The 25,752-nt window shown below is 67.4% G+C and carries 28 protein-coding genes, 1 tRNA gene and 1 pseudogene; 9 read left to right on the top strand and 21 right to left on the bottom strand.

Features of this window, described 5'->3' with window-relative positions; genetic code table 11:
• Positions 1 to 26: 26 nt before the first annotated feature.
• Genes OHZ10_RS31140 through OHZ10_RS31130 form a run of 3 tightly spaced genes read left to right on the top strand, consistent with a single transcriptional unit; the run spans position 27 to position 1,790 of the window.
• Positions 27 to 926 (top strand): MotA/TolQ/ExbB proton channel family protein, encoded by a 900-nt coding sequence (locus OHZ10_RS31140; protein WP_342705294.1) that lies wholly within the window; start codon positions 27 to 29, stop codon positions 924 to 926.
• A gap of 12 nt (positions 927 to 938) precedes the next feature.
• Positions 939 to 1,361 carry an ExbD/TolR family protein gene (locus tag OHZ10_RS31135; protein WP_059239434.1) on the top strand — a complete coding sequence of 141 codons (423 nt, stop codon included), beginning with the start codon at positions 939 to 941 and terminating at the stop codon, positions 1,359 to 1,361.
• Positions 1,362 to 1,370: 9 nt separating this feature from the next.
• On the top strand, positions 1,371 to 1,790 hold the full coding sequence (locus OHZ10_RS31130; protein ID WP_059239436.1) for an ExbD/TolR family protein: 420 nt from the start codon (positions 1,371 to 1,373) through the stop codon (positions 1,788 to 1,790).
• A gap of 237 nt (positions 1,791 to 2,027) precedes the next feature.
• Here OHZ10_RS31130 and OHZ10_RS31125 read toward each other — a convergent pair.
• Positions 2,028 to 2,112, bottom strand: a tRNA-Leu gene (locus tag OHZ10_RS31125).
• 142 nt (positions 2,113 to 2,254) lie between these two features.
• Here OHZ10_RS31125 and OHZ10_RS31120 point away from each other — a divergent pair.
• Positions 2,255 to 3,568: a leucine-rich repeat-containing protein kinase family protein gene (locus tag OHZ10_RS31120; protein ID WP_342705293.1), complete on the top strand. Its 1,314-nt coding sequence runs from the start codon at positions 2,255 to 2,257 to the stop codon at positions 3,566 to 3,568.
• 15 nt (positions 3,569 to 3,583) lie between these two features.
• On the opposite strand, the gene OHZ10_RS31115 is transcribed toward OHZ10_RS31120, so the two are convergent.
• From OHZ10_RS31115 to OHZ10_RS31080, 8 genes are all read right to left on the bottom strand, one after another.
• Positions 3,584 to 4,213 (bottom strand): LysE family translocator, encoded by a 630-nt coding sequence (locus tag OHZ10_RS31115; RefSeq protein WP_174992472.1) that lies wholly within the window; start codon positions 4,211 to 4,213, stop codon positions 3,584 to 3,586.
• A gap of 93 nt (positions 4,214 to 4,306) precedes the next feature.
• On the bottom strand, positions 4,307 to 4,480 hold the full coding sequence (locus OHZ10_RS31110) for a hypothetical protein (RefSeq protein ID WP_006486739.1): 174 nt from the start codon (positions 4,478 to 4,480) through the stop codon (positions 4,307 to 4,309).
• A gap of 32 nt (positions 4,481 to 4,512) precedes the next feature.
• Positions 4,513 to 4,959: a copper chaperone PCu(A)C gene (locus tag OHZ10_RS31105; protein ID WP_059239439.1), complete on the bottom strand. Its 447-nt coding sequence runs from the start codon at positions 4,957 to 4,959 to the stop codon at positions 4,513 to 4,515.
• Between the two features lie 43 nt (positions 4,960 to 5,002).
• On the bottom strand, positions 5,003 to 5,368 hold the full coding sequence (gene copC, locus OHZ10_RS31100; RefSeq protein WP_059239442.1) for a copper homeostasis periplasmic binding protein CopC: 366 nt from the start codon (positions 5,366 to 5,368) through the stop codon (positions 5,003 to 5,005).
• A gap of 296 nt (positions 5,369 to 5,664) precedes the next feature.
• Positions 5,665 to 6,042, bottom strand: a complete 378-nt coding sequence (locus tag OHZ10_RS31095) for a DUF2946 domain-containing protein (RefSeq protein WP_342705292.1) — start codon at positions 6,040 to 6,042, stop codon at positions 5,665 to 5,667.
• 92 nt (positions 6,043 to 6,134) lie between these two features.
• Positions 6,135 to 6,629: an SRPBCC family protein gene (locus tag OHZ10_RS31090; RefSeq protein WP_174992470.1), complete on the bottom strand. Its 495-nt coding sequence runs from the start codon at positions 6,627 to 6,629 to the stop codon at positions 6,135 to 6,137.
• A 56-nt stretch (positions 6,630 to 6,685) separates the two neighbouring features.
• Positions 6,686 to 6,988, bottom strand: a complete 303-nt coding sequence (locus OHZ10_RS31085; protein WP_059239446.1) for a 2Fe-2S iron-sulfur cluster-binding protein — start codon at positions 6,986 to 6,988, stop codon at positions 6,686 to 6,688.
• 82 nt (positions 6,989 to 7,070) lie between these two features.
• Entirely contained in the window at positions 7,071 to 8,975 is a 1,905-nt protein-coding gene (locus OHZ10_RS31080) for a sigma-54-dependent Fis family transcriptional regulator (RefSeq protein WP_059239448.1), read from the bottom strand.
• A gap of 185 nt (positions 8,976 to 9,160) precedes the next feature.
• Between OHZ10_RS31080 and OHZ10_RS31075 the strand changes: the two genes are divergently transcribed.
• Both OHZ10_RS31075 and OHZ10_RS31070 read left to right on the top strand, forming a co-directional pair.
• Entirely contained in the window at positions 9,161 to 9,436 is a 276-nt protein-coding gene (locus OHZ10_RS31075; RefSeq protein WP_319002356.1) for a DUF2964 family protein, read from the top strand.
• Between the two features lie 242 nt (positions 9,437 to 9,678).
• The gene (locus OHZ10_RS31070) at positions 9,679 to 9,966 is read left to right on the top strand and encodes a DUF1488 domain-containing protein (RefSeq protein ID WP_011354308.1); all 288 of its coding nucleotides are present in this window, start codon (positions 9,679 to 9,681) and stop codon (positions 9,964 to 9,966) included.
• Between the two features lie 236 nt (positions 9,967 to 10,202).
• On the opposite strand, the gene OHZ10_RS31065 is transcribed toward OHZ10_RS31070, so the two are convergent.
• A complete protein-coding gene (locus OHZ10_RS31065) occupies positions 10,203 to 11,504 on the bottom strand; it encodes an NCS2 family permease (protein ID WP_059239450.1) in 1,302 nt (433 codons plus the stop codon).
• Between the two features lie 89 nt (positions 11,505 to 11,593).
• Positions 11,594 to 11,962, bottom strand: coding sequence for a hypothetical protein (locus OHZ10_RS31060; protein ID WP_059239452.1), 369 nt, complete (start codon positions 11,960 to 11,962; stop codon positions 11,594 to 11,596).
• A 313-nt stretch (positions 11,963 to 12,275) separates the two neighbouring features.
• On the opposite strand from OHZ10_RS31060, the gene OHZ10_RS31055 reads away from it, so the two are divergent.
• A complete protein-coding gene (locus OHZ10_RS31055; RefSeq protein ID WP_011354312.1) occupies positions 12,276 to 12,554 on the top strand; it encodes a hypothetical protein in 279 nt (92 codons plus the stop codon).
• Between the two features lie 160 nt (positions 12,555 to 12,714).
• Here OHZ10_RS31055 and OHZ10_RS31050 read toward each other — a convergent pair whose 3' ends face one another.
• The 6 genes from OHZ10_RS31050 to OHZ10_RS31025 all read right to left on the bottom strand — a co-directional run bounded on the left by OHZ10_RS31050 (position 12,715) and on the right by OHZ10_RS31025 (position 18,083).
• Positions 12,715 to 13,089 (bottom strand): DUF2917 domain-containing protein, encoded by a 375-nt coding sequence (locus tag OHZ10_RS31050; protein ID WP_256087266.1) that lies wholly within the window; start codon positions 13,087 to 13,089, stop codon positions 12,715 to 12,717.
• A gap of 329 nt (positions 13,090 to 13,418) precedes the next feature.
• Positions 13,419 to 13,799, bottom strand: coding sequence for a DUF2917 domain-containing protein (locus OHZ10_RS31045; RefSeq protein WP_174992468.1), 381 nt, complete (start codon positions 13,797 to 13,799; stop codon positions 13,419 to 13,421).
• Between the two features lie 251 nt (positions 13,800 to 14,050).
• A complete protein-coding gene (locus OHZ10_RS31040; protein WP_059239455.1) occupies positions 14,051 to 14,338 on the bottom strand; it encodes a hypothetical protein in 288 nt (95 codons plus the stop codon).
• A gap of 79 nt (positions 14,339 to 14,417) precedes the next feature.
• Entirely contained in the window at positions 14,418 to 15,323 is a 906-nt protein-coding gene (locus OHZ10_RS31035) for a metal-dependent hydrolase (protein ID WP_059239457.1), read from the bottom strand.
• A gap of 29 nt (positions 15,324 to 15,352) precedes the next feature.
• Positions 15,353 to 17,140, bottom strand: coding sequence for an SDR family oxidoreductase (locus OHZ10_RS31030; RefSeq protein ID WP_059239459.1), 1,788 nt, complete (start codon positions 17,138 to 17,140; stop codon positions 15,353 to 15,355).
• A gap of 43 nt (positions 17,141 to 17,183) precedes the next feature.
• Positions 17,184 to 18,083 (bottom strand): M24 family metallopeptidase, encoded by a 900-nt coding sequence (locus tag OHZ10_RS31025; RefSeq protein ID WP_059239461.1) that lies wholly within the window; start codon positions 18,081 to 18,083, stop codon positions 17,184 to 17,186.
• 430 nt (positions 18,084 to 18,513) lie between these two features.
• Between OHZ10_RS31025 and OHZ10_RS31020 the strand changes: the two genes are divergently transcribed.
• Complete coding sequence (locus tag OHZ10_RS31020) at positions 18,514 to 19,791, top strand: haloacid dehalogenase-like hydrolase (protein WP_059239463.1); 1,278 nt, start codon at positions 18,514 to 18,516, stop codon at positions 19,789 to 19,791.
• An 81-nt stretch (positions 19,792 to 19,872) separates the two neighbouring features.
• Here the strand turns inward: OHZ10_RS31020 and OHZ10_RS31015 are convergent.
• Positions 19,873 to 20,104 (bottom strand): annotated as a pseudogene (locus OHZ10_RS31015) (slipin family protein); the annotation flags it as partial.
• A 393-nt stretch (positions 20,105 to 20,497) separates the two neighbouring features.
• Complete coding sequence (locus OHZ10_RS31010; RefSeq protein ID WP_174992467.1) at positions 20,498 to 20,785, bottom strand: hypothetical protein; 288 nt, start codon at positions 20,783 to 20,785, stop codon at positions 20,498 to 20,500.
• 20 nt (positions 20,786 to 20,805) lie between these two features.
• Here OHZ10_RS31010 and OHZ10_RS31005 point away from each other — a divergent pair, with 20 nt between their 5' ends.
• Positions 20,806 to 23,250, top strand: coding sequence for a sulfotransferase family 2 domain-containing protein (locus OHZ10_RS31005; RefSeq protein ID WP_342705291.1), 2,445 nt, complete (start codon positions 20,806 to 20,808; stop codon positions 23,248 to 23,250).
• A 133-nt stretch (positions 23,251 to 23,383) separates the two neighbouring features.
• On the opposite strand, the gene OHZ10_RS31000 is transcribed toward OHZ10_RS31005, so the two are convergent.
• Positions 23,384 to 24,157, bottom strand: coding sequence for a slipin family protein (locus OHZ10_RS31000; RefSeq protein ID WP_059239474.1), 774 nt, complete (start codon positions 24,155 to 24,157; stop codon positions 23,384 to 23,386).
• Entirely contained in the window at positions 24,154 to 25,713 is a 1,560-nt protein-coding gene (locus OHZ10_RS30995; RefSeq protein ID WP_256087268.1) for an NfeD family protein, read from the bottom strand. The genes OHZ10_RS31000 and OHZ10_RS30995 overlap by 4 nt, the downstream gene beginning before the upstream one ends.
• Positions 25,714 to 25,752 lie beyond the last annotated feature (39 nt).

The following is a 25,752-nucleotide window of genomic DNA, read 5'->3' as shown; positions in this document are numbered from 1 at the left end:
TATTCAGATCGATCAATGGAGCAGACATGAAGAAGCAATTGATTGCCGCTTTCGCGGCCAGCCTGATGATTGCCGGTGGTATGGCAGGCGTGCTCGTCGCGCCGCATGATGCGCGGGCCGAGACGCGTGCCGCGGCGGCACCGGCCACCGCCACCGTCGCCGCGCTGCCGGCCGTTCCGGCCGTCGCCGGTCCCGCGCCGCAGGCAGCGCCTGCCGTGCCGGCCGCTGCGGCCAATCCGTACGGACTCGACGCGTTGTGGCGCGGCGGCGACTTCGTCGCGCGTTTCGTACTGATCCTGCTGGTCGTGATGTCGATGGGCAGCTGGTACATCATGGTCACGAAGTTCTTCGAGCAGACCCGTGCGAACCGCCGCGCGAAACGGGCCGACGCGCAGCTGTGGGCTGCGCCGTCGCTCGCGGAAGGCGTGCAGTTGCTCGACCCGGCGTCGCCGTTTCGTTTCATTGCGGAGACGGCGATCGAGGCCGGCGAGCATCACGACGAGGTGTTGCTCGAAGCCGTCGACCGCAATACGTGGGTCGACACGTCGGTCGAGCGGGCGATGGCCAGCGTGTCGAACCGTTTGCAGGACGGCCTTGCGTTTCTCGGTACGGTGGGATCGACCGCGCCGTTCGTCGGCCTGTTCGGCACGGTGTGGGGCATCTATCACGCGCTGACCGCGATCGGCGTCGCGGGCCAGGCGTCGATCGACAAGGTCGCGGGGCCGGTGGGCGAGGCGCTCATCATGACCGCGATCGGCCTGGCGGTGGCGGTGCCCGCCGTGCTCGGCTACAACTTCCTCGTGCGCCGCAACAAGTCGGTGATGGAACGCGTGCGTGCATTCGGCGCGCAGCTTCACGTCGTGGTGCTGGCGAGCGGGAAACGGCCCGTGCGCGACGACGCGCGCACGCCTGCGCTGATCGACTGAGCGGAGCCGGTCATGGGCATGAGTATCCGTCAGGACGATGACGACGAGGTCATCGCACAGATCAACACAACGCCGCTCGTCGACGTGATGTTGGTACTGCTCATCATTTTTCTGATCACGATTCCGGTGGTGACGCACACGATTCCGGTGGAATTGCCGAAGGAAACCGTGCAGCCGTTGCAGAGCCGGCCGGAGAGTGTCGAAATCGCGGTCGATCGTCAGGGTGAATTCTTCTGGAACGCGGCGCCGGTCGACGCGCCGACGCTGCTCGCGCGCCTGAAGGGCGTCGCGGTGCAGTCGCCGCAACCGGACGTCCACGTGCGCGGCGACGAGAGCACGCGTTACGAGTTCGTCGGTCGCGTGATCGCGGCATGCGAACGGGCGGGCATCGAGAAGGTGTCGTTCATCACGGAGCCGCCCGCGCGCGGCAGCTAGGAGGCAGTCATGGGCATGAACGTATCGTCGGGCAGCGAACCGGACGTGATGGTGGACATCAACACGACGCCGCTGATCGACGTGATGCTGGTCCTGCTGATCATGTTGATCATCACCATTCCGATCCAGATGCATGCGGTCCGGATGAACCTGCCGGTGGGCGCCGCGCCGCCGGCCGCGGAACCGGAGGTCGTGCAGATCGACGTCGCGGCCGACGGCGCGACGGCATGGAACGGCACGCGCTTGCCCGATCGCGCGGCGCTCGAGGCGAAGCTGGCGCAGGTCGCGGCCGAACCGGTGCAGGCCGAACTCAGGCTCCGGCCGGATCGGCAGGCGCCGTATCGTGATGTCGCCGCGGTGCTGGCGTCGGCGCAACGGGTGGGCGCGACGAAGATCGGGCTGATGGGGAACGAGCAGTACGTGCAGTAGGTGAAGACGGCGGGCGGAGCGATGTACGTGACGATCGATGTCATCGCGTGAAGGCGGTGAGTGCTTCTGCGCAAGTCGGCTTCCGTGGCGAACGATCGTTACGTCCGCTGCGCGCGGTCTTGATGCGGATGGGCTGCCGCAAGGCGGGCGAACCGGGGGGCGGAGCAGATTGCTGCGGAGGAATCGGGTGCGGGCGACCCGTGGCGTGGCGCTGGCAAGCAGCGCATTGCATTAACCTGGTGCCGACGGCGAGACTCGAACTCGCACAGCTTTCGCCACTACCCCCTCAAGATAGCGTGTCTACCAATTTCACCACGTCGGCACTGCAAGGGCCGCAATTCTAACGTCACATTGCGCATTTGTGAAGGGGGTGTGACAAGGTCGTGCAGGTACACGAAAGCGATCCCGGTAGAATTCGTCCGATCGGTCCAACGATCATCGCAACCGCCACCCGTTTTCTCACCGTGACCCACACCCTCGAACAACTGCAGGCCGGACAACTGTCGGGCGCGCGGCAACTCAAGCTCGCATGCGGGTTGACCGAATTTCCGCGCGAGATCTTCGATCTTGCCGACACGCTCGAAGTGCTCGACCTGACCGGCAATGCGCTGTCCGCGCTGCCGGACGACCTGCCGCGGCTGCATCGCCTGCGCATCCTGTTCGCGTCGGGCAATCGCTTCACCGCCTTTCCCGACGTACTCGGCGCGTGCGGGCAACTCGACATGATCGGCTTCAAGGCTAACCGGATCGGCGCGGTGCCGCGCGGCGCGCTGCCGCGTGCGCTGCGCTGGCTGATCCTGACCGACAACGACATCGGCGAACTGCCTGGCGACATCGGCGACTGTTCGCGGTTGCAGAAACTCATGCTCGCCGGCAACCGGCTGCGGGCGCTGCCGGCTGAAATGGCTGCCTGCCGCGCGCTGGAACTGGTGCGGCTGTCGGCGAACCGGCTGGATGCGTTGCCCGACTGGCTGCTGCACCTGCCGCGTCTCGCGTGGCTTGCCGTTGCCGGCAATCCGTTCGGCGCGGTGCCGGAGGCCGCGGCGTCGGCCGGGCCGGACGTCGTCGCGATCGACTGGGCGTCGCTTGCATGTGAACAGAAGCTGGGCGAGGGCGCATCGGGCGTCATTTATCGCGCGCAGTGGCGGGCGGACGGCCAGCCGCCGCGGACGGTCGCGGTCAAGCTCTTCAAGGGGGCGGTAACGAGCGACGGCCTGCCCGATTGCGAAATGGCCGCGTGCCTGCATGCCGGCCGTCATCCGAACGTGATCCCGGTGATCGGCAAGGTGTACGGGCATCCCGACGGCGCGCACGGTCTCGTGATGGAGCGGGTCGATCCCGCGCTCACGAATCTCGCCGGGCCGCCGAGCTTCGCGTCCTGCACGCGCGACGTCTATGCGGCCGGCACGCAATTCGATCCGGCGGAAGCGGTGCGGATCGCGCACGGCATCGCGTCGGTCGCCGGCCATCTGCATGCGCGCGGCATCATGCATGGCGACCTGTATGCGCACAACATCCTGCACGACGGGGAGGGCGGTGCGTTGCTCGGCGATTTCGGCGCGGCGTCGCTTTACGACGTGAACGACCGTACACGCGGCGCCCGGTTCGAACGGCTCGAGGTGCGGGCATTCGGCCATCTGCTCGGCGAATTGCTCGCGCGATGCGAACCGCACGCCGGCGCGCTCGATGCGCTGGCGGCGGCGTGCCTGAACGAGGACGTCGATGCGCGTCCGTCGTTCGACGCAATCACGGCCGCGCTGGCCGCGCACCTGCGCTGACGGGATTGCGCCGGCTTAGGCCTGCCGCGCAGTCAGCAGCTTGATTCCGAGCCCGACGAACAGCAGCCCGCTGGCGCGCTTGAGCGCGCGCACCGCGCGGCTCATGCCGAAGCCGCGATGAAACCGGCGCACGCCGGCCGAATAGACGCTGTGAACGATCACGACCGTGCAGGCGATCGTCGCGTACATCACGACGAACTGCAGCGCGAGCGGGCGGTCGTGCACGACGAACTGCGGCATGAACGCCGACAGGAAGATCATCGTCTTCGGATTGCTGCCCGACACGAACAGCGCTTCGCGGAACAGCTTGCGGCGGTCGGGCACGGCGATCTCCGCGGCGCCGCCCGACGCGGCGGCCTTGCGGTCGCCGCGCAACTGCCGGACGCCCAGGAACATCAGGTAAGCGGCGCCGACCACCTTCATCGCGACGAACAACGGCGGCATCGCGGCCAGTACCGCGCCGACGCCGAGCGCGACGAGCACCACGACCACGCCCTGCGCGACGAGGTTGCCCGCGATCGTCGCGGCGGTGCCGCGCGTGCCGTAGCGCACCGTATTGCGGATCACGAGCAGCACGTTGGGCCCCGGCGACAGCGTCGTGGCGAGATAGGCTGCGGCGAACAGCATCCAGGTCTGAAGGGCCATGCGTTGCTCCGAGAGGCGGTTCCGGCGGTCGGGATGCATCGATGATGCCACGCCAATAATGGCACGCGCCGCCGCCGGAACCGTGCGGGCGCGTCAGCGCGCGTCGCGCATGCAGTACGCGGGAATCGACGGCGGCGTGTCGATGGCGGCAGGCCGCGTCATCCACGCGATCCACGCTGCCCATAACCCGCAGACGATCAGTACGGCAACATTCAGCGGCGTCCGGTAGCGGACGATCAGGTCGGCCAGCGGCAGGCGGTCTTTCATGTGCGTCTCCTTCGATCGGGGTACGGGGTGCGTTACTGGCCGGCGTAGGTCGGCGGCTTCGCGTCGCAGGTCACGGACACCGTCGAGCCGTCTGCGAAGTGCAGCCGGAACGGCACCTTCGCGCCGGGCGCGACGGCCTGGCGCGGTTCCTCCAGCATCACGTGATAGCTCTTCGGCTTGAACGTCACCGTGCCGTGTGCGGGGACGACGACCGAGTCGACGTGAACCATCTTCGCGGTGCTGCCGTTCGTCTGCGTTTCATGCACCATCGCCATCCCGTATGCGGGGGTGTCGATGCCCGTCAGCGTCGCGGGCGCGTCGCCGTCGTTCTTCAGCGTGAAGTAGCCGGACGACGGCACCGTCGCGGGCATCGCGCGGATCCAGCATGCATCGGCCTGCACGGCCGGCGCGGCGAACGTGGTGGAAGCGTGCAGCGCCAGCAGCGCGAAGAGCAGGCCGGTCGGAATCGAGCGTTTCATCGTGGGTTCTCCTTATCGGGTGGAGGCGGTGGGCAGTGCGGTGTTATTTCAGCGTGAAGGCGTAGTGGCCTTGCGTGCGATGGCCGTCGCTGGCCACCGCGACCCACGCGACCGTGTACGTGCCGGCCGTCAGGCTGGCCAGCGCGACGTGCATCCGCTTCCGGTTGCCGGCGTCGACGGCCGATTTCCCGGCGGCGACCGATTGCCCGTGGCTGTCGGTGACGGCGATCGAGCTGAACGCCGGTTCGAGCGCTTCGCTGAAGCCGATCGTGACCGCGTGCGGCGCGGCCGACAGCGTGGCGTCGGCGGCCGGGTCCTGCGTCTTCGGAATGGCGTGCGCATGCGCGGCCTGGATGGCGGCGAAGCCGAGTGCGGCGAGTGCGCCGCGAACGAAATGGAGGGTTTTCATGGCTGGATGAACGAGTGGCGAATCGGATGTGAAAGACGGATTCGACGGACGGATGCGCGAGCGGCATCGATGCCGGCGGCGGTCGGCACGGACGTGCGCGGCCGGGCATTCGCATGCGGGCGAATGGCGGCGCGGCAATGGCGGTGCGAGCCGGAAGCGGCCAGCCGTGCGCACGGCACGAGGCCGCGCGCAGCATGGTGAGACATGAACGTCCTTCGAAACGTGACACGTCGCGCACGCGGGCGGCGTGCGCGGACTGCGCGATGCGCTACGGCATCACGCGCAATGACGACGGATCAGGACGCGAACGGCGGGGCGCGCGGTTGCGCGGCCGTGAGCGGCAGCGCGCGGCGCAGGCTTTCGAAGCGGGTGGCCGCGCGGTGCTGGATCACGTGCACGTTGACCGCGAACGTCAGTTCGGGGGCGGGCAGCGCGGGGGTATGGGCAAGCAGGCTGCAGTAGCCGCATGCCTGGAGATGGGCCTGCAGGCGCTTCGTCGACGCATCGGCGGCGCGGTCGCCGGTGGCGGGCGCGGCCGAACAGTAGCCGGCCAGCAGGGCGTCGACGCGCCCTTGCGTGGTCAGGGCCTGCGAGATCGTCGGCGCGAGCGCCGTCATCAGGATGGCGAGCATCCCGATCAGACTGCCGATCTTCCGGAGGCGACGACTCAGCATGCGATGCGCGGCGGCGGGTGGGCGACGATGGAGCGGATTATGCCACGCACGTCGGTTCGCAGGTCGGTAGGCACGTGCGGCGTAGCGGCGCGCTACGCGTGCTTCGCCAGGTACTTCGTGATCAGCGTCATCTGCGCGGCCCAGCCGTGATCGTTCATCTCGCGGGCCTTCGCGCGGCGCGCTTCGATCAACTGATCGAAACCCGTTTCGGTGACCGTCAGCAGCGTGCCGCCGGCCTGGGCGGCGAGCGTGAACGTGACGAGCGTCATCGGCTCGGACGTGTAATCGAAATTCGGGTCGATCGCGAACGGATGCCAGCGAAACGAGAACAGTTGCTTCGGTTCGATGCGATCGACGACGATTTCGAACACAGTGCCGGCATAGGGCTCCTGCGCCTTGGCGACATCGTCGTCGACGCGTGTCGGCGTGATGCGGCCGAACAGCGGCTGGTCGGCCGCGAACGGCCCGTCGAACGTGACGCCGAACCAGTGGCCGAATTCGCCGGAATTGCTGACGGCTTCCCAGACGCGGTCGGGCGATGCCGCGAGCTGGGTCTGTTGTTCGATGCGATCGGTTGGCTGGGTCATCACGTTCTCCATGCGGGATCGAGCATTGCAGGACGACGCGCGACCGCGCGCCGCGTCTAGTCGAGCATGACCGCGTCGGGCACATCGAGCACGAGGTCCGACGTCGCGACGGCCACGCACGGCAGCGTATAGCCGTCTGACTTTTCCTCGCGGCTCAGCCCCGGCCATTCGATCGTGTAGCGTACGCTGCCGCTGACGATTCGGCAAAGGCAGCTTCGGCACGTGCCGTTGCGGCACGAGCGCGGCAGCGACACGCGTGCGAACGCGGCGGCTTCGAGCAGCGTCAGCGAATCGGGTGCGTCGAAGGTCACGCCGAGCGGCTCGATGCGCACGAGGGGCGAGTGGTCTGGATCGGTCATGACTGAAGCGGGCGGCGGTTCGGCGGCAACGCGCCAAGCATACCCGAACCGGCCGGCGGCCGCGGGCCGCCGGTCATCGGGGTCAGTGCCGCCGCAGGTACCGGTACACGGTGTTGCGCGCGAGACCGAGTTCGCGCGCGGCCGCCGATACGTTGCCGCCGTGCCGCGCGAGCACGGCGTCGATCACCGCGGCCTGATGGCTGTGCAGCGTCGTGCCTTCGCGCATGCCGGCCGGTGCGGGCGGCGTGGCTGCCGCCGCGGCAGCCGGTGGGTCGTCGCAGTCGAGCCAGAAATCGTCGGGCAGATGCGCGAGCGTGATTTCGGCTTCGTCTTCGGCGAGCATGCCGGCGGTGCGCAGCACGTTGGTCATCTGCCGCAGGTTGCCGGGCCAGCGGTGGCGCGCGAACGCGTCGAGCACATCGGCCGCGAGACGGCGCGGCATCGGTTCGCTGCGCGCGAGCCGCGCGAGAATCCGGTCGACGAGCGCGTGCAGGTCGGTGCGCGCGGCGAGCGCCGGCAGCGTGACCGCGAGCCCGTTGATCCGGTAGAACAGGTCTTCGCGGAACGTGCCGTCCGCGATCATCGCGCGCAGGTCGCGATGGGTCGCGCAGACCACCCGCACGTCGACCGGCACCGCGCGTGCGCCGCCGAGCGGCATCACCGCGCGCTCCTGCAGCACGCGCATCAGCCGGACCTGCTGCGCGAGCGGCATGTCGCCGATCTCGTCGAGAAACAGCGTGCCGCCGTCGGCCTGCGCGATCTTGCCGGGGCTGCCGCGCTTGCGCGCGCCCGTGAACGCGCCGTCCTCATAGCCGAACAACTCGGCCTCGATCAGCGAATCGGGCAGCGCGGCGCAGTTGACCGCGACGAACGGGCCGTCCGCGCGCGGCGACGCCTGGTGCAGCGCGCGGGCGAGCCATTCCTTGCCGGTGCCGGTCTGGCCGAGGATCAGCAGCGGCAGGTCGCGCCCACGGATCTTCGCGACACGCTCGAGCACGGCGGCCATGCGTGCATCGCCGGTGTCGAGCGTCGCGAACGTGATCGCGTCGGGGTCCGGCGCGCGTACCCGCACGGCCGGCGCGGGTGGCGTGACGGCAATGGCCGTTTTCTGCGCTTCCGGGAATTCGCAGCGGGCGAGCACGCGTACGCCGGTCGACAGCGTGAGCCGGAACGTGGCGCCCGGCGCGCGGGCGGCCTGCTGCGCGAGCTGGCCGAAGCGCATGCCGAACAACGCATCGCTGGCCTGATGCTGCAGTGCGTCGAACGACGCGCCGAGCTGGAATTGCGCGCTGCGGTTCGCGGCGATCAGCCCGCCATCGGGGCCGAATGCGACGAGCCCGGCGAACAGCGAATCGACGCAATCCTCGTGCGCATGAAAACGCAGCCGCAGCGCTTCGCCACACTGGTTCGCGAACAGGTGGTTCTCGATCAGCTGCGCGGACATCCGCACGAGCGCGAGCGTATGCGGGCTGGAGCCGCGCGGGTCGCCGCTGACGTCGAGCGCGCCGAGCATGCGGCCGAACGGATCGGCGATCGGGGCGCACGAGCACGTGAGGATGTGGTTCGCGCGCAGGAAGTGTTCGGAACCGTGCACCACGACGGCCTGGCCCGACGCGAGCGCGGTGCCGATCGCATTGGTGCCGCGTGCGCCTTCGGCCCACGACACGCCGTTGCATAGCGCGACGCGGTTGGCTTTCTCGATGAAATCCGCGTCGCCGATGCTGTGCAGGATCACGCCGTCGGCGTCGGTCAGCAGCACGAGGCTTTGCGTATCGGCGATCTGTGCGTGGAGATCCTCCATCACCGGGCGCGCGTGCGAGAACAGCGCGTGATTCGTGTCGAGCAGTTCGCGCAGCGCGAGGTGCGACAGCGGCGAAAAATCGGGGCGTTCGTGCGCGCGCAGGCCGACCGCGGTCGAGCGCGCATGCGCCTGCGCGAGCAGGTCGGTGCGAACCGCTGCGGCGGGCAGCACGAAGGGTTGCGGCATGACTTGTCTCCTGTTCCCGGGGCCGCCTGGGCCGACCGAACCGGAATCGGCGGCGGAGTGCATCTCCGCTCGCGGTGCACCATCCGGCGCGACAGCCGACCGTCCGGGTACGCATCATCATACAAGCGCCACGTGCGATGTGCGACCGCGAACAAAATCCCCTTGCTTTTAAGCGCCCGCCTGCAATGATGGAAATGGAGCACGCACGCGCCGTGTTCCGCATTGCAACATGCATGCGACGCGACATGCATCCGTTCGGGAGACGCATCATGGTTCGGACGGAACTGAGAGTCGTGCTGGCGGCCATCGCCACGTTCATCATGCTGGGCGGCATTGCCGTGGCGATCCACGGATTGCTGTTCGATCTGACCGATGCGGTGAAGTACGGAGCGGCTGCGATTGCGGTGGGCGTCACGACCGCCGCGATCGCGCTCAACATCTGGCCTACCGATCCTCACTGACGCCCGTTGCCGAAACGGTGCCGGATGCCCCGCGCAGATCAGACGAAATGCGCGTCGGAACGACGCACACCGGAAAATTTGTCTCCTGCGCGAAACCGTCTAAAGTGGAAATCAACCGGCATGCATTGACCGCGCCAAACCCCGTGGTCAGGGCCTCCGCCGGCGAGCCCGCGTACATTTCGCCCGGCCGGTAGCGGACGACGGACGCGGTCATTCGTTTTCTACCGGTCGAGGCGGCTCTCATGCAGATCCATTTCACGAACGAGAAGCCTGAGTATTCGGGGCGTGACCTGATGCTTGCGTTCACGGCACTGGTCAATGGCGAGCGTGTTCAATGTCAGATTACCGCCGAGGCGCTGGAAGACCACTTCGGCGCGGCATCGCCGCGCTTCGAGGACATGGTCGGCGCATTCGACCAGCATCGCGACCGCATCGAAGCGGCTGCGCGGCGCCTGCTGTCGGAGACGCGTGCGCAGTGCGTGACGCTGCGCAGCGGCTACGTGCGCTTTTACGAGGCCAACTGGCGCTGACAACACGACGCTCGTCTTGCGGCGCGCGCGCCTGAGCGCGGCGCACGCGAAGACCGTGCCTTTCGCGCAATGCCGTTCGGCGGGCCGGGCGGCATTTTCGTATGCGGGCCGCGCCGGGTTGCCCGAGCGCCGGCCTGGCCGTGCGCGTCGATTCGTCAGGATCGCAGAAGAATCGCGCGAAAACAGAAACGCCACCCGAAGGTGGCGTTTTTTCATTTCATCGTGCAGTGCTGCGCTTACTCGCTGCCGAGATAGAAGAAGCGGAACAGGAACACGGCCGCGATGATCCACACGATCGGCTTGACCGTGCGCGCCTGGCCCGTCAGCAGCTTGAGGCCGCCGTACGCGATGAAGCCGAATGCGACGCCGTTCGCGATCGAGTACGTGAACGGCATCAGCAGCGCGGTCAGCGCGGCCGGCACGGCTTCCGTCGCATCGTCCCAGGGCACGTCGACCATCTCGCGCAGCATCAGGCACGACACGTACAGCAGCGCGGGCGCCGTTGCGTAGGCCGGCACGACGCCGGCGAGCGGCGCGATGAACAGGCACGCGAGGAACAGCACCGCGACGGTGATGGCCGTCACGCCGGTGCGGCCGCCGGCCTGCACGCCCGAGGCGCTTTCGATATACGCGGTGGTCGACGACGTGCCGAGCACCGAGCCCGCGACGATCGCCGTGCTGTCGGCGAGCAGCGCCTTGTTCAGGCGGTTCATCTTGCCTTCGACGAGCAGGCCCGCGCGGTTCGCGACGCCCATCAGCGTGCCCGTCGCGTCGAACAGCTCGACGAGGAAGAACACGAGGATCACGTTGATGATGCCGGTCGACAGCGCGGCGCGGATGTCGAGCTTGAACAGCGTCGCATCGATCGACGGCGGCGCGGAGAACACGCCGTGGAACTGGTTGTCGCCGAAGAAGAACGACAGGATCGTGACGCCGATGATGCCGATCAGGATCGCGCCGCGCACGCGCAGGTGGTCGAGCGTGACGATCGTGAAGAAGCCGACGATCGCGAGGATGGTGTCGTGCTTGTGCAGATCGCCGAGCGTCACGAGCGTGGCCGGGTTGCCGACGATCACGCCCGACGTCTTCAGCGAGATGATGCCGAGGAACAGGCCGATACCGGCCGTGATCGAGATCCGCAGCGATTTCGGAATGCCGTTGACGATCGCCTCGCGCACGCGGAACAGCGTGACCAGCAGGAACAGGCAGCCGGAGATGAACACCGCGCCGAGCGCGGCCTGCCACGTGAAGCCCATCCCCTTGACGACCGTGTACGCGAAATACGCGTTCAGGCCCATGCCGGGCGCGCATGCGATCGGGTAGTTCGCGTACAGCCCCATGATGATCGACGCCAGCGCCGCGACGAGGCAGGTCGCGACGAACACGGATTCCTTCGGCATGCCGGCGTCGCCGAGGATCGCGGGGTTGACGAAGATGATGTAGGCCATCGTCAGGAACGTGGTGACGCCCGCGAGTATTTCAGTGCGGAAGTCGGTGCCGGCTTCAGCGAAGCCGAAATACCGCTTGATGGATTCCATGAAGGCGTTTCTCCGGTCGGGTTGTCGTGTTGATTGTTGTGCCGAATTGTTGTAAAGGCAGCGCGCGGCCGGCTTACTGTAACCAGCCACTATTGCCCGGCTATCGGCGGATTGTAATAGCGCGGATAGCTCGGACGATATAGTTGGAGGGCACGATCGGTTGCCTGCGCGCGGACGGTCTGGCAGCCCGGCCGCGCGACGAAGGCGCGCATTTTACCGGTTCGCGCGGCACGGACCGGCAGAAATGGCTGAAACGGCGGAACGGGGAGGAACGGCGGGCGAAACCGGCCGATGCGCGCGCAACGGCATGCCGGCTGCGCCGCGCATGGCGGGTGCGCGATGACATGCGACTGAAACGGAGCGCCCGCATGCTGCACGAGCGCGGTGCAGGCGGCGCGTGCGGGCACGAACACGTGCGCGGCCGGTGCGGATGCGCGGCAGCGGCGTGCAGCGGCCATTCGTCAGTCCAGGCGGTGGCAGATATCGGGCTATCCTGCGCCGAAGCCATCCCGTCCGCAACTGTCATTTCGCGATGCGGGGGCGACTGTGGTTTCTGTGTAAAAGATTGCAAGACCCCATCGCATAAACCGGCAAGTCTTTCTAGGATAGATACACCGCGCATGCACACGCCGGCCGGTAATTGCCGACGCGGGGGAGTCGCAGTCCGTGCAGGCCAGGCGGTGAATGGCGGTCAAGGCCGTTGCGTGTTCGGGCAGGCACGGCCGATTGCGATTGCCCGATGCGGGTTCGTCCGTAATCACGGAGGTCAGCATGTTGAACTGGATCAGCCGTTGGGCGATGCGACACGCCCCCACGCCGGAAAAAACCGCTGCGTCGATGCTCGTGACGGCGCGCATGGAACTGTTCGCAGCCGAACAGCGCGTCATCGATGCGAAATTACAGGCCGATTACTGGCGTACACGTGTGTCATTCCTCGAAGAGGTGCAGAAGCAGGGCATCGATCCGTGGGTGACCTCGCAGGCAGCGCAACGTCCCGACCTCGAGTCCACTCCCCGGAGCACGGGCCCGCGTCTCGCCGCCAGTACCTGATGCACGTGCTGCATCCGGTTGCTGCGCACGGCGCGCGATCGCTCGCGGCATGCACTGGCGTGCCGCGTCATTCGATGCGCACCTGCGGCGCGTTGCGCCGCAGGTGCGTCCGTTTCCGGTCGCGGCCGTTCCGCGTCGCGCGTGCGTAACCGCACGTCGCTCATCCGCTTCTTCTCCCTACCCCGACGAGCAAACGTTGCACGTGCGCGAGCATGCGCCTGAAGCGCTCGCCGCGCCGCACGTATGCGGTCGTGATCGTCGCTTCGGCCGACCGGTCGGCATCGGTGCCGAGCCAGATGCGCTCGCCGCGTGCGATGCGCAGCACGTCGCCGGGCCGCACCCAGTAATCGTCGACGCACGGCGGGCGCGTGACCCACAGCGCCGCGCCATGCGTGCGAAGCTCCGCGTCCTGCTGCGCGCGCCAGGTCATCGTCGTGCGCGGCGCGACCGCGAAACGGATCACGACAGTCGGTAACGCGATCGTGCCGGCGTGGCGCCGATCGGGGCGGTCAAACAACTGGCTTGCCTGGTCCATCGTCTTCTCCATTCAGTGAGCCGGACGGATGACGCGCACCAGAACAAAAAGGCCTCATCCGTTTCCGGTGAGGCCTTGTGTGACATGCGGTACTGCTCGATTGCTAACGCACAAGCGCCTCCCGTGAATCATTCTTTCGAATGTTCATCGGGCGATGAATCGCGACGGCGATGAGCTTGAACGTAGGCATGCGAACGATTTTGTTGTCGGGCTGCGGTGTTGTCAACGACTATTTTCGGGATATGCGCGGGCGATCCGTTGCCGCGCGCGTGCTGCGTTTCACGAGGCCGCTGCGCACGCGGCTCGAGCGCGCAGCGATGCATGATGCGTCACGCGCGACTTCTTCGACATCGCCCGCCCAGCATGGCGCGCATCCCTGCGAGCGCACGCGCAAGCCACGCGTCGCGTTGCATCACGTACACGGTCGTGATCGACGCTTCGGCGGGCGCGTCGTCGTCGGTGCTGATCCAGATGCGATCGCCGCGCGGCACGCGCAGCACGTCGCCGGTCCGGATCCAGTAATCGTCGACGCTGCCCAGCCGCGTGATCCACAGCGTCGCATCGTGCACGCGGATCTCGGCGTCGTGCTGCGCGCGCCACGTCAGCGTCTTGTGCGGCGCGACCGTGAAATGCAGTTCGACTCTCGGTAAGGCGATTGCGTCGGTGCGGCACCGATCGCGACAAACAACCAGCCGGCTTGCTTGGTCCATCGTCATCTCCATCCGTTGAGCCGGGCGGGATGACGCGCACCAAAACAAAAAGGCCTCATCCGTTTCCGGCGAGGCCTTGTGACATGCGTAACTGAATCTCGATGCTAACGCACAAGCGCCCCCGGTGATCGCCGCGTACGGGCGTTCACTGGTGTTTTATGCGCGATGGCGTTGGGCTTGAGCATAGGCATGCGAACGAGTGTGTCGTGGCAGTGCAGCAATGTCAACGGAAATTTCGAGATACGTGGCGGTTACGCGTCGCGTTGCGCGAGCCCGTTCACGAGCAGTTCGGACAGCAGGCCCGTCATCCCCTCCGGGTGCGTGGCCGCACGTGCCTTCAGCTGTTCGACGAGTTCGGCGTTGAGCTTGCACGCGAACGGCACGAGGCCCTGTTCCTGGTCGAGCTTGCGCTGCGCGCGGCGGTCGAGCTTGGCGGCTTCGTCGGCGCCCTTGCCGAAACGTGCGGAGCTCGACTGCTTCATCGAGTGCGTCAGTTTGAGCGCCTTGTTCTTTTCGAGATCGGTTTTCTTCATGGCCATCGCGGCACCTCCGGGAAATTGAAGCCGCGATTGTACGCATTTCGGCGGGCGCCGCCCGCCGAACCGGCCGGAAACGCGGTCAGGCGCCCTTCGTCGTGCCCCAGTTGCCGCCGTGCGCGGCGGCCTGCGCGGCCGGCGAGCGCGCGAGGTAGGCGAGCGCCTGCTCGGTCGAGCCTTCGTGGTGCGGCGTGTAGCTCGGCTTGAAATAACGCAGCGCCGCGCCGATCACCTTCCAGAACGACGGCAGGTGACCGCGCCGCGAACCTTGCCACCACGCGAGCACGAAGCCCGGGTAGCGGCCGGCGTCCGGGTCGCGCTGGTACATGAACTTCGCGCCGGTCGTGATGTAGTAGAGCAGCAGCAGGATCACGAACGCCATGTGCACGCAGCGCTCCGGATAGCTGCCGCCCAGGTGCCGGTAGATGTCGAACGCGACGGTGCGGTGCTCGACTTCCTCGGCGCCGTGCCAGCGCAGCAGGTCGACCATCGTCGGGTCGGCACGGCCTTCGTCGAGCCCGTGCGCGTTGAGCACCCAGTTGCCGAGATAGCCGAAGAAGTGCTCGAGCGATGCGATCACGGCCAGCTGTTGCCGCAGCCAGAAGCGCGTATGGCCGATCTTCAGCCCGAACGGCTGTTCGCCGAGCACGCGCGTGAACAGCCGGTTGAGCTTCTGCGTGAACGGCTTCGTGTCGATCCCGTGCCGGTCGTAGTAGTGCTTCAGTACGCCGCCGTGCGAGCGCGAGTGCACGGCTTCCTGGCGCAGGAAGCCTTCGGCCTCGTCGCGCAGGCGCGCATCGGTGATCAGCGGCAGCGCCTTGTTGTACACGCGGCAGAACCACAGCTCGCCTTCCGGGAACAGCAGGTTCAGCGTGTTGATGATGTGCGTGCTGCCCGGATCGTTCGGCACCCACGTGATCGGCGTGTCGCTGAAGTCGAACTTCACGTGCCGGGCCTTGATCTTGTGATAGTCGGCGGTATCGGTCATGTTGTCTCCCTGTGCGGCGTCATGCGCCGTCAATGCGATGCCATGCTGACGCGGGCAATCATCCGGCCGAGCCACGGCATGAAGCGGCCGACGAAGCGCATCGCGTGCGCCTCGCCGCCGACCGCGACGACGGGGCGGTTGCGCAGCACGCCGTCGACCATCGCCTGCGCGACGGTTTCCGGCTTCAGGCCGCGCATCTGGTACAGCTTGGTCGCGCGCTTGCGCAGCCGCGCTTCGTCCTGCGCGTTGGCGCCCGCGTATTGCGTCGACGCCATGATTCCGGTCTCCGCGAAACCCGGGCACACGGCCGTCACGCCGATGCCTTTCTCCGCGAGCTCCGCGCGCATGCATTCGCTGAGCATCAGCACGGCGGCCTTCGTCGTCGCGTAGGCGGGCAGGTCGCGCGACGGCCCGAACGCGGCGGCCGATGCCGTGTTGACGATGTGCCCGCCGGTGCCGCGCGCGGCCATCTGCTGCGCGAACAGCCGCGAGCCGTGGATCACGCCCCACAGGTTCACGTGCAGGATGCGCTCCCAGTGCCGCGCGCTCGTGTCGAGGATGCCGCCGGCCATGCCGATGCCCGCGTTGTTGACCACGATGTCCGCGCCGCCGAGTTCGCTGCCGACCCACGTCGCGAGCGCTTCCATCTCGTCGGCGGACCCGACGTCGACGCGTTTCGCATGCGCCTGCGCGCCGGTCAGCCCGAGCAGCAGCGCGGTGCGTTCGGCGCTCGCGAGATCGATGTCGCAGGCGACGACCGTCGCGCCTTCGCGGGCAAACGCGAGCGCCGCGCTGCGGCCGATGCCGCTGCCCGCGCCGGTGACGACCGCGACCTTGCCGCTGAAGCGGCCGCTCGTGGCGCGGCGGCGCGCGTTCGCGAGCGCGGGCGGTTCGTTGCCCGACTCGATCGCGTCGATCAGTTGTCCGGCGAGATCGGCGAAGCGCGAGGGATCGGCGAGCGGCAGCCAGTGGCCGGCCGCGACTTCGCGACGGTAGTACTGCGGCACCCAGCGCGACAGGTTCTCGGACAGCGCGGGGCTCACGTACTTGTCGCCGAGCGGCACGATCGTCTGCACCGGTGCGTGCGCGTAGCGTTCGCGCGGCGCGAACAGGCAGCGGATGAAGTTCGCGCGATACAGGCGCACGCCGCGCGCGCCGTCGTCGGCCTGCGTCGGGCGCGGTGTGGCGGGCGTCTTCTCGAGCCGGCGCAGCAGGCGCGGCCACGCACGGCCGAGCCACAGCCGCCAGCCGAGCTCGGGAATGAACGGCAGGTGGAACAGGTACACGTACCACGAGCGCACGAGCTGGCCGCCGAGCTTGGCGAGCGATGCGGGCGTCGGGCGCAGCACGCGTTCGCGCAGCCAGAAGCCGACGTGGTCGAGGCACGGCCCCGAGCACGACGTGTACGACGCGATGCGGCCGGCGAGGCGCGGATCGGTGACGAATTCCCAGCCCTGGATCGAGCCCCAGTCGTGCGCGATCAGATGGACCGCGCGGCCGGGGCAGAGCGCGTCGATCACCGCGACGAAGTCGTCGGTGAGTTTCGCCAGGTGATAGTCGGCCGTGCGTTTCGGCACGCCGGACAGGCCCGCGCCGCGCACGTCGTACGCGATCACGTAGTGCTTGCGCGCGAGCAGCGGCGCGACGTGCTGCCAGACGCTGCTGTCGTCGGGATAGCCGTGCACGAGCACGACCGGCGAGCGGGCCGGGTCGCCCCAGGTCTTGACCGCGAGCGTCAGGTCGCCGGAGGTGACCGCCGTCTCGCTGTGAACCGATTCGAACAGGGCCAGCGGCGCTTCGTCGGAAAGAGGCTGCATCGTGAGTCCGTCGTTCAGGGAGTCGGGGGAAGGCGCGGATGCGTCAGGCCGCGGCTTGCACGGTCGCGACGGCCTGCGTGCGTTCGGCCTGGCGGCGCTGCCAGCGGCGCACGTGCGGCAGGTCTTCGTCGAGCCAGTACGCGTCGTCGTCGGTGATCACGAGCAGTTCCTCGAATTTCGCGCCGACGCCGGCGAAGCCGAGATGCGGCTCGACGGCCCACAGGCCCGGCACGGGCGCATGCTCGGAACGCCGGTCGATCGACCACAGCGGCGACCAGCCCTGCTGCTTCGCCGCGCGACCCTGGTCGAGCAGCAGGTTGCGCGTCGCGTTCAGCCCGAAGCGCGCGACGAAGCGCGGTTTCGACAGCTTGTGGATCTTCGCGACGCGATGCGCGAGCACCTTGAACGGATAGGCCTTGTGACGCGGCTCGACGCCCTGGCGGCGGCACAGTGCGTCGACTTCCTGTGCGACCTCGGCCATCGACCGGCGCTCCTTCACGAGCCGCACGATCATGTCGCGATGGTCCATCAGGTCGTCCTGCAATTGCTCGAGGATCGGGTTGTGGCCGAGGCAGTGTGCGTAGCCGACGTCGGCCACGATGCCGTCGAGCACCGGCGCGACGTCGAGGATCACCGGCATGTCGGTTTCGAGCTGGCGGTTGCTCGGGAAGAACGCGAGATTGAAGCCGCCCATGTGCTTGAGCCCCGAGAAGCCTTCGAACGCGGTGCGGTCGCCGAACCACGCGAACGGCTTGTGCAGCCAGTCGTGCACGCCGTTGTCCTGCAGCCATTCGGTCAGCAGCCGCGCGGCCTCCTTTTCGGTGATGCCGGGGTAGAGCATCGCGCCGACGGTTTCGACGCAGCGGTACGCCAGCTGCTGGACCGCGCGGAATTGCGGCAGCTCGTCGAGGTGGACTTCCGGCAGCGGGTGGTGATCGGCCATGGTGCGTCTCCGTTGGGGGCGCTGATCCGGAACGCGCCCGTCGGCGTCACCGTCGCGGGTTATTCAGTCAGCATTTAATGTGTCATTGAGCGATGTAATGATCATAGACGGTTCTGCGCGCCGGGAAGTGAGGATTTGTCCCAATGGAAGGGGGGAATGGAGGGGAGCCTCTAGGTTTCGGGACGATGTCGGGCGCGGGCCCGTTGCCGGGCCGGATCGCCGTGCCCGGCCATCTTGCGGCGCCCGGCATGTCGCGCCGGATCAACTTGGCGTCGCGTCGCGGCGTGACGCTGTCAAATTGCCGAAATAATTTCGTCACATCATTCGCCCCCAATTCGAGGCCGCCCCGGCTTCGCAGCGGCGATGAGCCGCCAGTGCGCCGCACGGGGTAGTGACCGAAACCGATTCGACATTTCCACGGAGAGAGACCATGCAACGCCGCCAGTTCATGAACACCCTTGCCGCGGCGACCGCTGCGACGTCGCTGATGCTCAAGGCCGGCACCGCCGACGCGAAGAGCGCAATCGCGCCGGATGCGCTGGACCCGGGCCGCTGGTCGCCGTTCAACGCTGCGCGCCTGCAGGCGGTGCTCGACCAGCATGGCGTCGCGAGCGCGCGCTACGATGAAAAGCGCCGCCCGTACGCGGTGTTCGACTGGGACAACACGTGCATCATGAACGACTGCGAAGAGGCGTTGCTGATGTACCAGATCAACCATCTTCAGTACAAGCTGACGCCGGACGAATTCGTCGGCGTGATGTGGAAGGACGTGCCGAAGGGCGCGTTCATGAAGGACTACACGACCGTCGACGGCAAGCCGGTGACGATGGAGGATCTCGCCGCCGACGTTGAATCCGACTACCGCTGGCTCTACGCGAACTACCAGGGTTTCGGCGGCGGCAAGAGCCTCGACGAGATTCGCGAGACCGACCAGTTCAAGGATTTCCGCGCGAAGCTGTACTTCATGTACGACGCGATCTGCGACACGCACCCGCTGGAAGTCGGCTACAAGTGGATCATCTACTTCTACAAGAACATGACGACCGCCGAGCTGCAGGCGATGGCGGAAGCGTCGGATAACTACGGGATCGGCGACGCGCTGCGCAAGGTCCGCTACGAAAGCCCGAAGACGCTGCCGGGCAAGGCCGGCGTGGTGGCCGACACGCATTTCCACGGCATTCGCATCCATGAGGAAATCCGCGCGGTGATGCACACGCTGCGCGCGAACGGCATCGACGTGTACGTGAGCACCGCGTCGCTCGACGATGTCGTGCGCGTGTTCGCCGGCAATCCGAACTACGGCTACGGCGTGCCGCCGGAGAACGTGATCGGCCTGCGCCTCGACATGCAGGACGGCAAGTACACGAGCACTTATCCGGCCGGCTGGCATTTCAACTGGGGGCCCGGCAAGACGGTGGGCATCCGCAACGTGCTCGAATCGAAGAAGGGCTACGGCCCGCTGCTGGTGTTCGGCGACAGCGACGGCGACGCGTGGATGCTGCGCGACTTCAAGGACACCGCGGCCGGCGTGATCGTCAACCGGATGAAGAAGGGCGAGATCGGCGCGGACAGCAAGCTCGCGGCCGAGCAGGTCGGCAAGCCGGACGCGCGTTTCCTGCTGCAGGGCCGCGACGAGCACACGGGCCTGATGATCCCGGACGAGAAGTCAATCAAGTACGGCAAGACCGAGCGCAAGCTGCTCGCTTGACGTGTGGCGGGTGCCGGGCCGCTGCGGCCCGGCGTCCGGCGGGCGCGACGGCGGTGTTGCGCGGGCCGGAACACGCGCGTCTCAGCGCTCGCGCGGCATGCCCAACCGCTCCAGCAACGCCCCCAGCAGATCGACCGGCAGCGGAAACACGATCGTCGAATTCTTGTCCGCGGCGATCGTCGTCAGCGTCTGCAGGTAGCGCAGCTGCATCGCCTGCGGCTGCAGCGCGCGCCGTTGCGCGGCCTGCAGCAGCTTCTCCGACGCCTGCTTTGCCTTTCGCATGAATCACCTTCGCGCGCCGCTCGCGTTCGGCCCCTCCCCCCGCCGAGCGCCAGGCGTGATTCGCGCGAAGCCTTTCCCGACACGCGAGTGCCGGTGGCATGGCGTACCGAAACCGGTTGCCGGATAGCCTGCGCGAATCCGGTGGAGCGGAGTATTTTTTGATAAGATACGCGCGATTTCGCTCTCCCGGAAACGGGGCGGCGCTTTGAGCCCGGCGCAATGGCTCGAACGACTACGCCCCGGCGAAACCCGGGGAGGGCGCGCCAGGCTGTCGTTCGATGCTGTGTGCCGGACCGAGACGTACGTTGCAGATTGCGTTGTCCGACATCGGGGGTGGTGATGAGAGTCCGGTAGCGAGCCGGAAGCGGGATCGCCGGAACCGGCGACGAAAAGCATATACGAGACTTCCCTCGACTTCATGTCATTACCCGCGCATCTCCTCGTCACCCCCCGTCAATCGCTGCTGCTCGTGAATCCCGTCGACGGTACGGCCTGCCGGCTCGATACCGGGCGCGAGCCTTACTCCGGTATTACTCGCGACGTCCTTGGCTATTGCATCAGTGTGCGGTGCCGCGCCAACACGTCGCCGGTGCCGAACGCCGAAGAGCGCGGAAAGATCCAGTGTTTCGACAAATCGATGCGGGCAGGCGATATGCCGGAACCCGATCTCGCATGCCATGAACGGCGCTGCGGTTGCGGTGTAGGCCGTCATCACAAACGATCCCGGACGTCATGACGCATTCGACAGACGAATCCCGCATCCATTTCCTGCACATCGGAAAAACCGGTGGCACGGCGCTCGTTCACGCGATCAAGTCCCTCGGAGCGAACGGTCGTGACATCCGCGATGTCCATCTCCATGGACACGCGGTACGACTGCCGGATATTCCTGTCGGTGAAAAAGTCTTCTTTTGCTTGCGCAACCCGATCACACGATACGTGAGCGGGTTCTACAGTCGCTTGAGAAAGGGCCGACCGCGTTATCAGGGCGAGTGGACGGAAGGCGAAGCGGCGGCTTTCGCCCGGTTCGGGACGGCCGATGCGCTTGCGCGTGCCATTGTCTCGCAGGATCAGGCGGTTTCTGCCGCGGCGCATCACGCCATGCGGCAAATCGATCACGTCAAGACGTCGGTTTGGGACTGGTTGATTTCGCCGGCGTACCTGCGTTCGCGCGCGGCGGACATCGCGTTCATCGCGCAGCAGGAATGGCTGACCGACGACGCATCGGTGCTGTCGGAGATTCTTGGGCTGGGGCCATTGCATTTGCCCGATGACGATGTGGACGCGCACCGCAATCCCGCGCACTTCGACAAGACGCTGTGCATGCAAGGCGAAGACAATATTCGCCGGTGGTATCGCAACGACTTTGACGCGATCGAAGTCTGTCGCGAGATTGCGAGAGGCAACGGGATGGTGTGCTCATTGACTCGGCAATACCCGGCTGCTTCGCAAAGGAAAAAGGAGTGTATGGAAAGCCGTCGAAAGTTGATTGTGGTGCTGGGATCGCCGCGTAGCGGCACGAGTGCGACAACGCGGGGCCTGAAGGCGCTCGGCGTCGAGTTGGGCGAGCGCCTGATGGAGGCCAATGCCCACGTCAATGCCAAAGGTTACTGGGAAGACGTCGATCTGCATGCGGTCAATCTCGAGCTCGAGCGCGAAGTCGGCGGCGATTGGGACACGCTTGGCCCGATGCGCGTGAACGAAGTCGCTCAGGGCAAGCGCGACGAACTCCATGCCCGTGCGGTCGTGCTGTTGCGCGAACGCCTCGCGGGCGGCATGCCGTTCGGCTTCAAGGATCCACGCACGACGCGTGTGCTGCCGTTCTGGCAACCCGTGTTCGAGCAAATCGATGCGGACGTCCGGTATGTGATCGCGTTGCGCAATCCGTTGAGCGTGGCGTTTTCGATGGCGCGCGCCGTGCAGATGCCGCAGGAGAAGGCACACGTCCTGTGGCTCGAATACATGGTGGATGCCGTGCTGGACAGCCGCGGTTGCCGGCGCGTCCTGATCGATTTCGACGTGCTGATGACGGATCCGCTGACGCAGCTCGGCCGCATGGCAACGGGCGTCGGCTTGCCCGCACCGCAACCGGGCGACGCGCTGTACGAGGACTACGCAGGCGAGTTCCTGGACAACAGCCTGAGGCACGCCGAATTCACCGTCGACGATCTCGACCGGCATGCGTCGATGTTGCCCGAGGTCGTTCAGGCTTATGCGATGCTGCGACGGGTCGCCTGCGACGAGATCGCGCTCGACGACGATGACGTCACGGCGTTGTTCACGCGGCTGCGAACCCGTCTGACGTCGCTCGCGCCGCTGCTGCTGGGATACCGGTCCCGCGAAAACCGGGAGCGCCAACTGGTCCGGGATATCTGTGCGCGGGATGCCAGCCTGGCGGAAAGCGCACGCCTGTCCGAGCAGGTACAGAGCCAGGTCGCGGGTGTGGTGGAGGCCGTCAAGACACAGCTCGAAAATTACGTGAGCTGGTCGGTCGCCGAAACGCGCCTCGTCGATGCGAAAGTGGCCGAGCTCAAACAGGGGCTCGAAGGTCGATCGGGAGCGTCGGATGTCGAGCACGCGGTACGGAGTCTTGCCGATGAACTGGCTGCATTGCGCGACCGGCAGGCCGATGCCATCGGCGCATTGTCGGGCGAAATCCGTGCCGAATTCAGCGCTCAGGCGTCGCGTGTCGCGGAAAGGGAAGCGGTCCTCCGCACGACGCTGACGGAGACGGAGGCCGCGCTTCGCAGGACGCTGCTCGACAACGAGGCCGCGCTCGGCGAGACGAGGCTCGCCAACGCGCGCGAAGTCGCGGAGTGGCGCGCCGCGGCGTCTGCCGCAGAGGGGCAACGCGTCGCATTGCAGCACGCCGTGGATACCCTGGATGCGCGTATCGCGCAGTTGACGGAGACCGTCGCCGTCACGGCTTCGCAACGCGATGTCGCCGTGGCGCGGTACGAGGCCGAAGTCGCGCGGCATGCGCTCGAGACGGCCCGGCACGTCGACGAACGGCTGGCTGACGAGCGCCGGATCGTCGATATGCAGGCCACGATCCATCGGCTGTCCGAAACGCTCGGTATCCGGGAGGCCGAACTGTCGGGCGTCGAGCGTTCGGCGTTCGGACGATTTGCGCTCACGGGCGTGCGCAAACGGCTGACGCCCGCGACCAACGGCTGACATCGCAGTGCTGACACGATGTTGAAGGCGGCGCGAACCGATTGAGTCGATCCCGGCGCGGGTCAATCAGGCCGCGCGCCGGTCGGCTCCGGCGTGACGCGACCGTCCCCGGCACCGGTTCGAGCCGCTGCCGTTACGCCTCGCGCTTCCCGCCCAGCCGGTCCAGCAACGCCCCCAGCAGATCGATCGGCAGCGGAAACACGATCGTCGAATTCTTGTCCGCCGCGATCGTCGTCAGCGTCTGCAGGTAGCGCAGCTGCATCGCCTGCGGCTCCTGCGCGAGCCGTTGCGCGGCCTGCAGCAGCTTCTCGGACGCCTGCAGCTCGCCTTCCGCATGAATCACCTTCGCGCGCCGTTCGCGCTCGGCCTCGGCCTGCCGCGCGATCGCGCGCACCATCGTTTCATTCAGGTCGACGTGCTTGATCTCGACCGTCGACACCTTGATCCCCCATGCGTCGGTCTGCGCGTCGAGCGTCTTCTGGATGTCGGCGTTCAGCTGTTCGCGCTCGGCCAGCAGCGCATCGAGCTCGTGCTTGCCGAGTACCGACCGCAGCGTCGTCTGCGACAGCTGGCTCGTCGCGTCGAAGAAGCGCGCGACCTGGATCACCGCCTTCTCCGGATCGACGACGCGGAAATACACGACCGCATTGACCTTCACCGACACGTTGTCGCGCGTGATCACGTCCTGCGGCGGCACGTCGAACACGACGGTGCGCAGGTCGATCCGCACGACCTGCTGGACGATCGGGATGATCAGCACGAGCCCCGGGCCCTTCACTTTCCAGAACCGGCCGAGCATGAACACGACGCCGCGCTCGTACTCGCGGAAGATACGGATCGACGACGCGACGAGCACCACGACGAAGACGATCAGGACGCTGCTGAAGCCGAAGGTGTAGCCAATCATGTTGATGCTCCCTGGTGTTGTTGTTGTGGCGCGGGCGCGTCGTAGAGCGGTGCGACGGTGAGCAGCAGGCCGTGGCGGCCGGTGACGCGCACGCGGCAGCCGGCGGCCAGCGGTGCGCTGCTCGCCACGCGCCAGCGCTCGCCGTGCACGAGCGCCCAGCCGGCGGCCGACGGCGCGGCGCCGGCCGCACCGTGCGGCTGGTCCGGATGGAGGCCGTCGTCGAGCACTTCGCCGATGCTGCCGAGCATCGCCTCGGCGCCCGTCACGACCGGCCGGCGCCGCGCGCGCAGCGCGACGCTCGACACGCCCGCGACGAGCAGCCCGCCGCCGAGCGCAAGGCTCGCGATCACGGGCCACGGAATCCCGTAACCGGGCACGTCGGTGTCGATCAGCATCAGCGCGCCGATCGTGAACGACACGATCCCGCCGAACCCGAGCACGCCGAAGGTCGGCAGGAACGCCTCGGCGACAAGGCAGCCGAGCCCGAGCAGCACGAGGCCAAGGCCCGCATAGCTGATCGGCAGCAACTGCATCGCGAACAGCCCGACCAGCAGGCAGATCGTGCCGACGACACCCGGCAGCACGAAGCCCGGGTTCGCGAACTCGAAGAACAGGCCGTAGATGCCGATCGTCAGCAGGATCAGCGCGACGTTCGGATCGGCGATGATCGCGAGAAAACGGCTGCGCCAGTCGGGTTCGACGACGACGAGCGGCGCGTGCGCGGTCGCGAGCCGCACCGTGCCAGCGGTGGTCGTCGCGCTATGGCCGTCGAGCTGGCGTGCGAGGTCGGCAGGATCCAGCGCGATCAGGTCGACCACATGCTGCGCGCGCGCCTCGTTCGCCGACAGGCTCACAGCCTCGCGCACCGCGCGCTCGGCCCATTCGGCGTTGCGCCCGCGCAATTGCGCGAGGCCGCGGATATACGCGGAGGCGTCCTGCATCGCCTTGCGGATCTCGGTCGACTGCGTATCGGTCGGCAGCGCGGCCGTGGCGGATGCATCCGATGCGCCGGATGCGCCCGCCGCACCGGTCGGACGCGGTGCCGCCGGGTTTCCGCCCGGCGGCGCGGCGCCGCCGATGCCGAACTGCACGGGCGACGCCGCGCCGAGATTGGTGCCGGGCGCCATCGCCGCGAAGTGGCTTGCATAGACGATGTAGGTGCCCGCGCTCGCGGCCCGTGCGCCGCCCGGTGCGACGAACGCGGCGACCGGCACCGGCGAGCCGAGGATCGCCTTGATGATCTGCCGCATCGACGTATCGAGGCCGCCGGGCGTGTCGAGCTGCAGGATCGCGAGCGGCGCGCGCTCGCGGGCGGCACGGTCGAGCGAACGCACGATGAAATCGGCGCTGGCCGGGCCGATCGCGCCGTTGACGGGGATCACGACGACCGGGCGTGCCGCGGGCGTGTCGACGGATGGTGGCGCGGCGACGGCAGCGCACACGACGAGCAGCGCCGCGAACAGCGCGGCGCGCGCGACCCGCGCGGACAGCGGGTGACGGGGGCGGCCGTCGGGCGCGGCAGGCGCCGGCGGCGGCTCATGACGGTGAACGTGCATCGGGACGTCCGGGCGGCGCGCGGCCGCGTGCCGTCCGGC

This window comes from Burkholderia arboris (assembly GCF_038723655.1).
Taxonomy (GTDB): domain Bacteria; phylum Pseudomonadota; class Gammaproteobacteria; order Burkholderiales; family Burkholderiaceae; genus Burkholderia; species Burkholderia arboris.
Note: the sequence above shows the minus strand (reverse complement) of the source record. Positions and strands in the feature narration are given on the sequence as shown.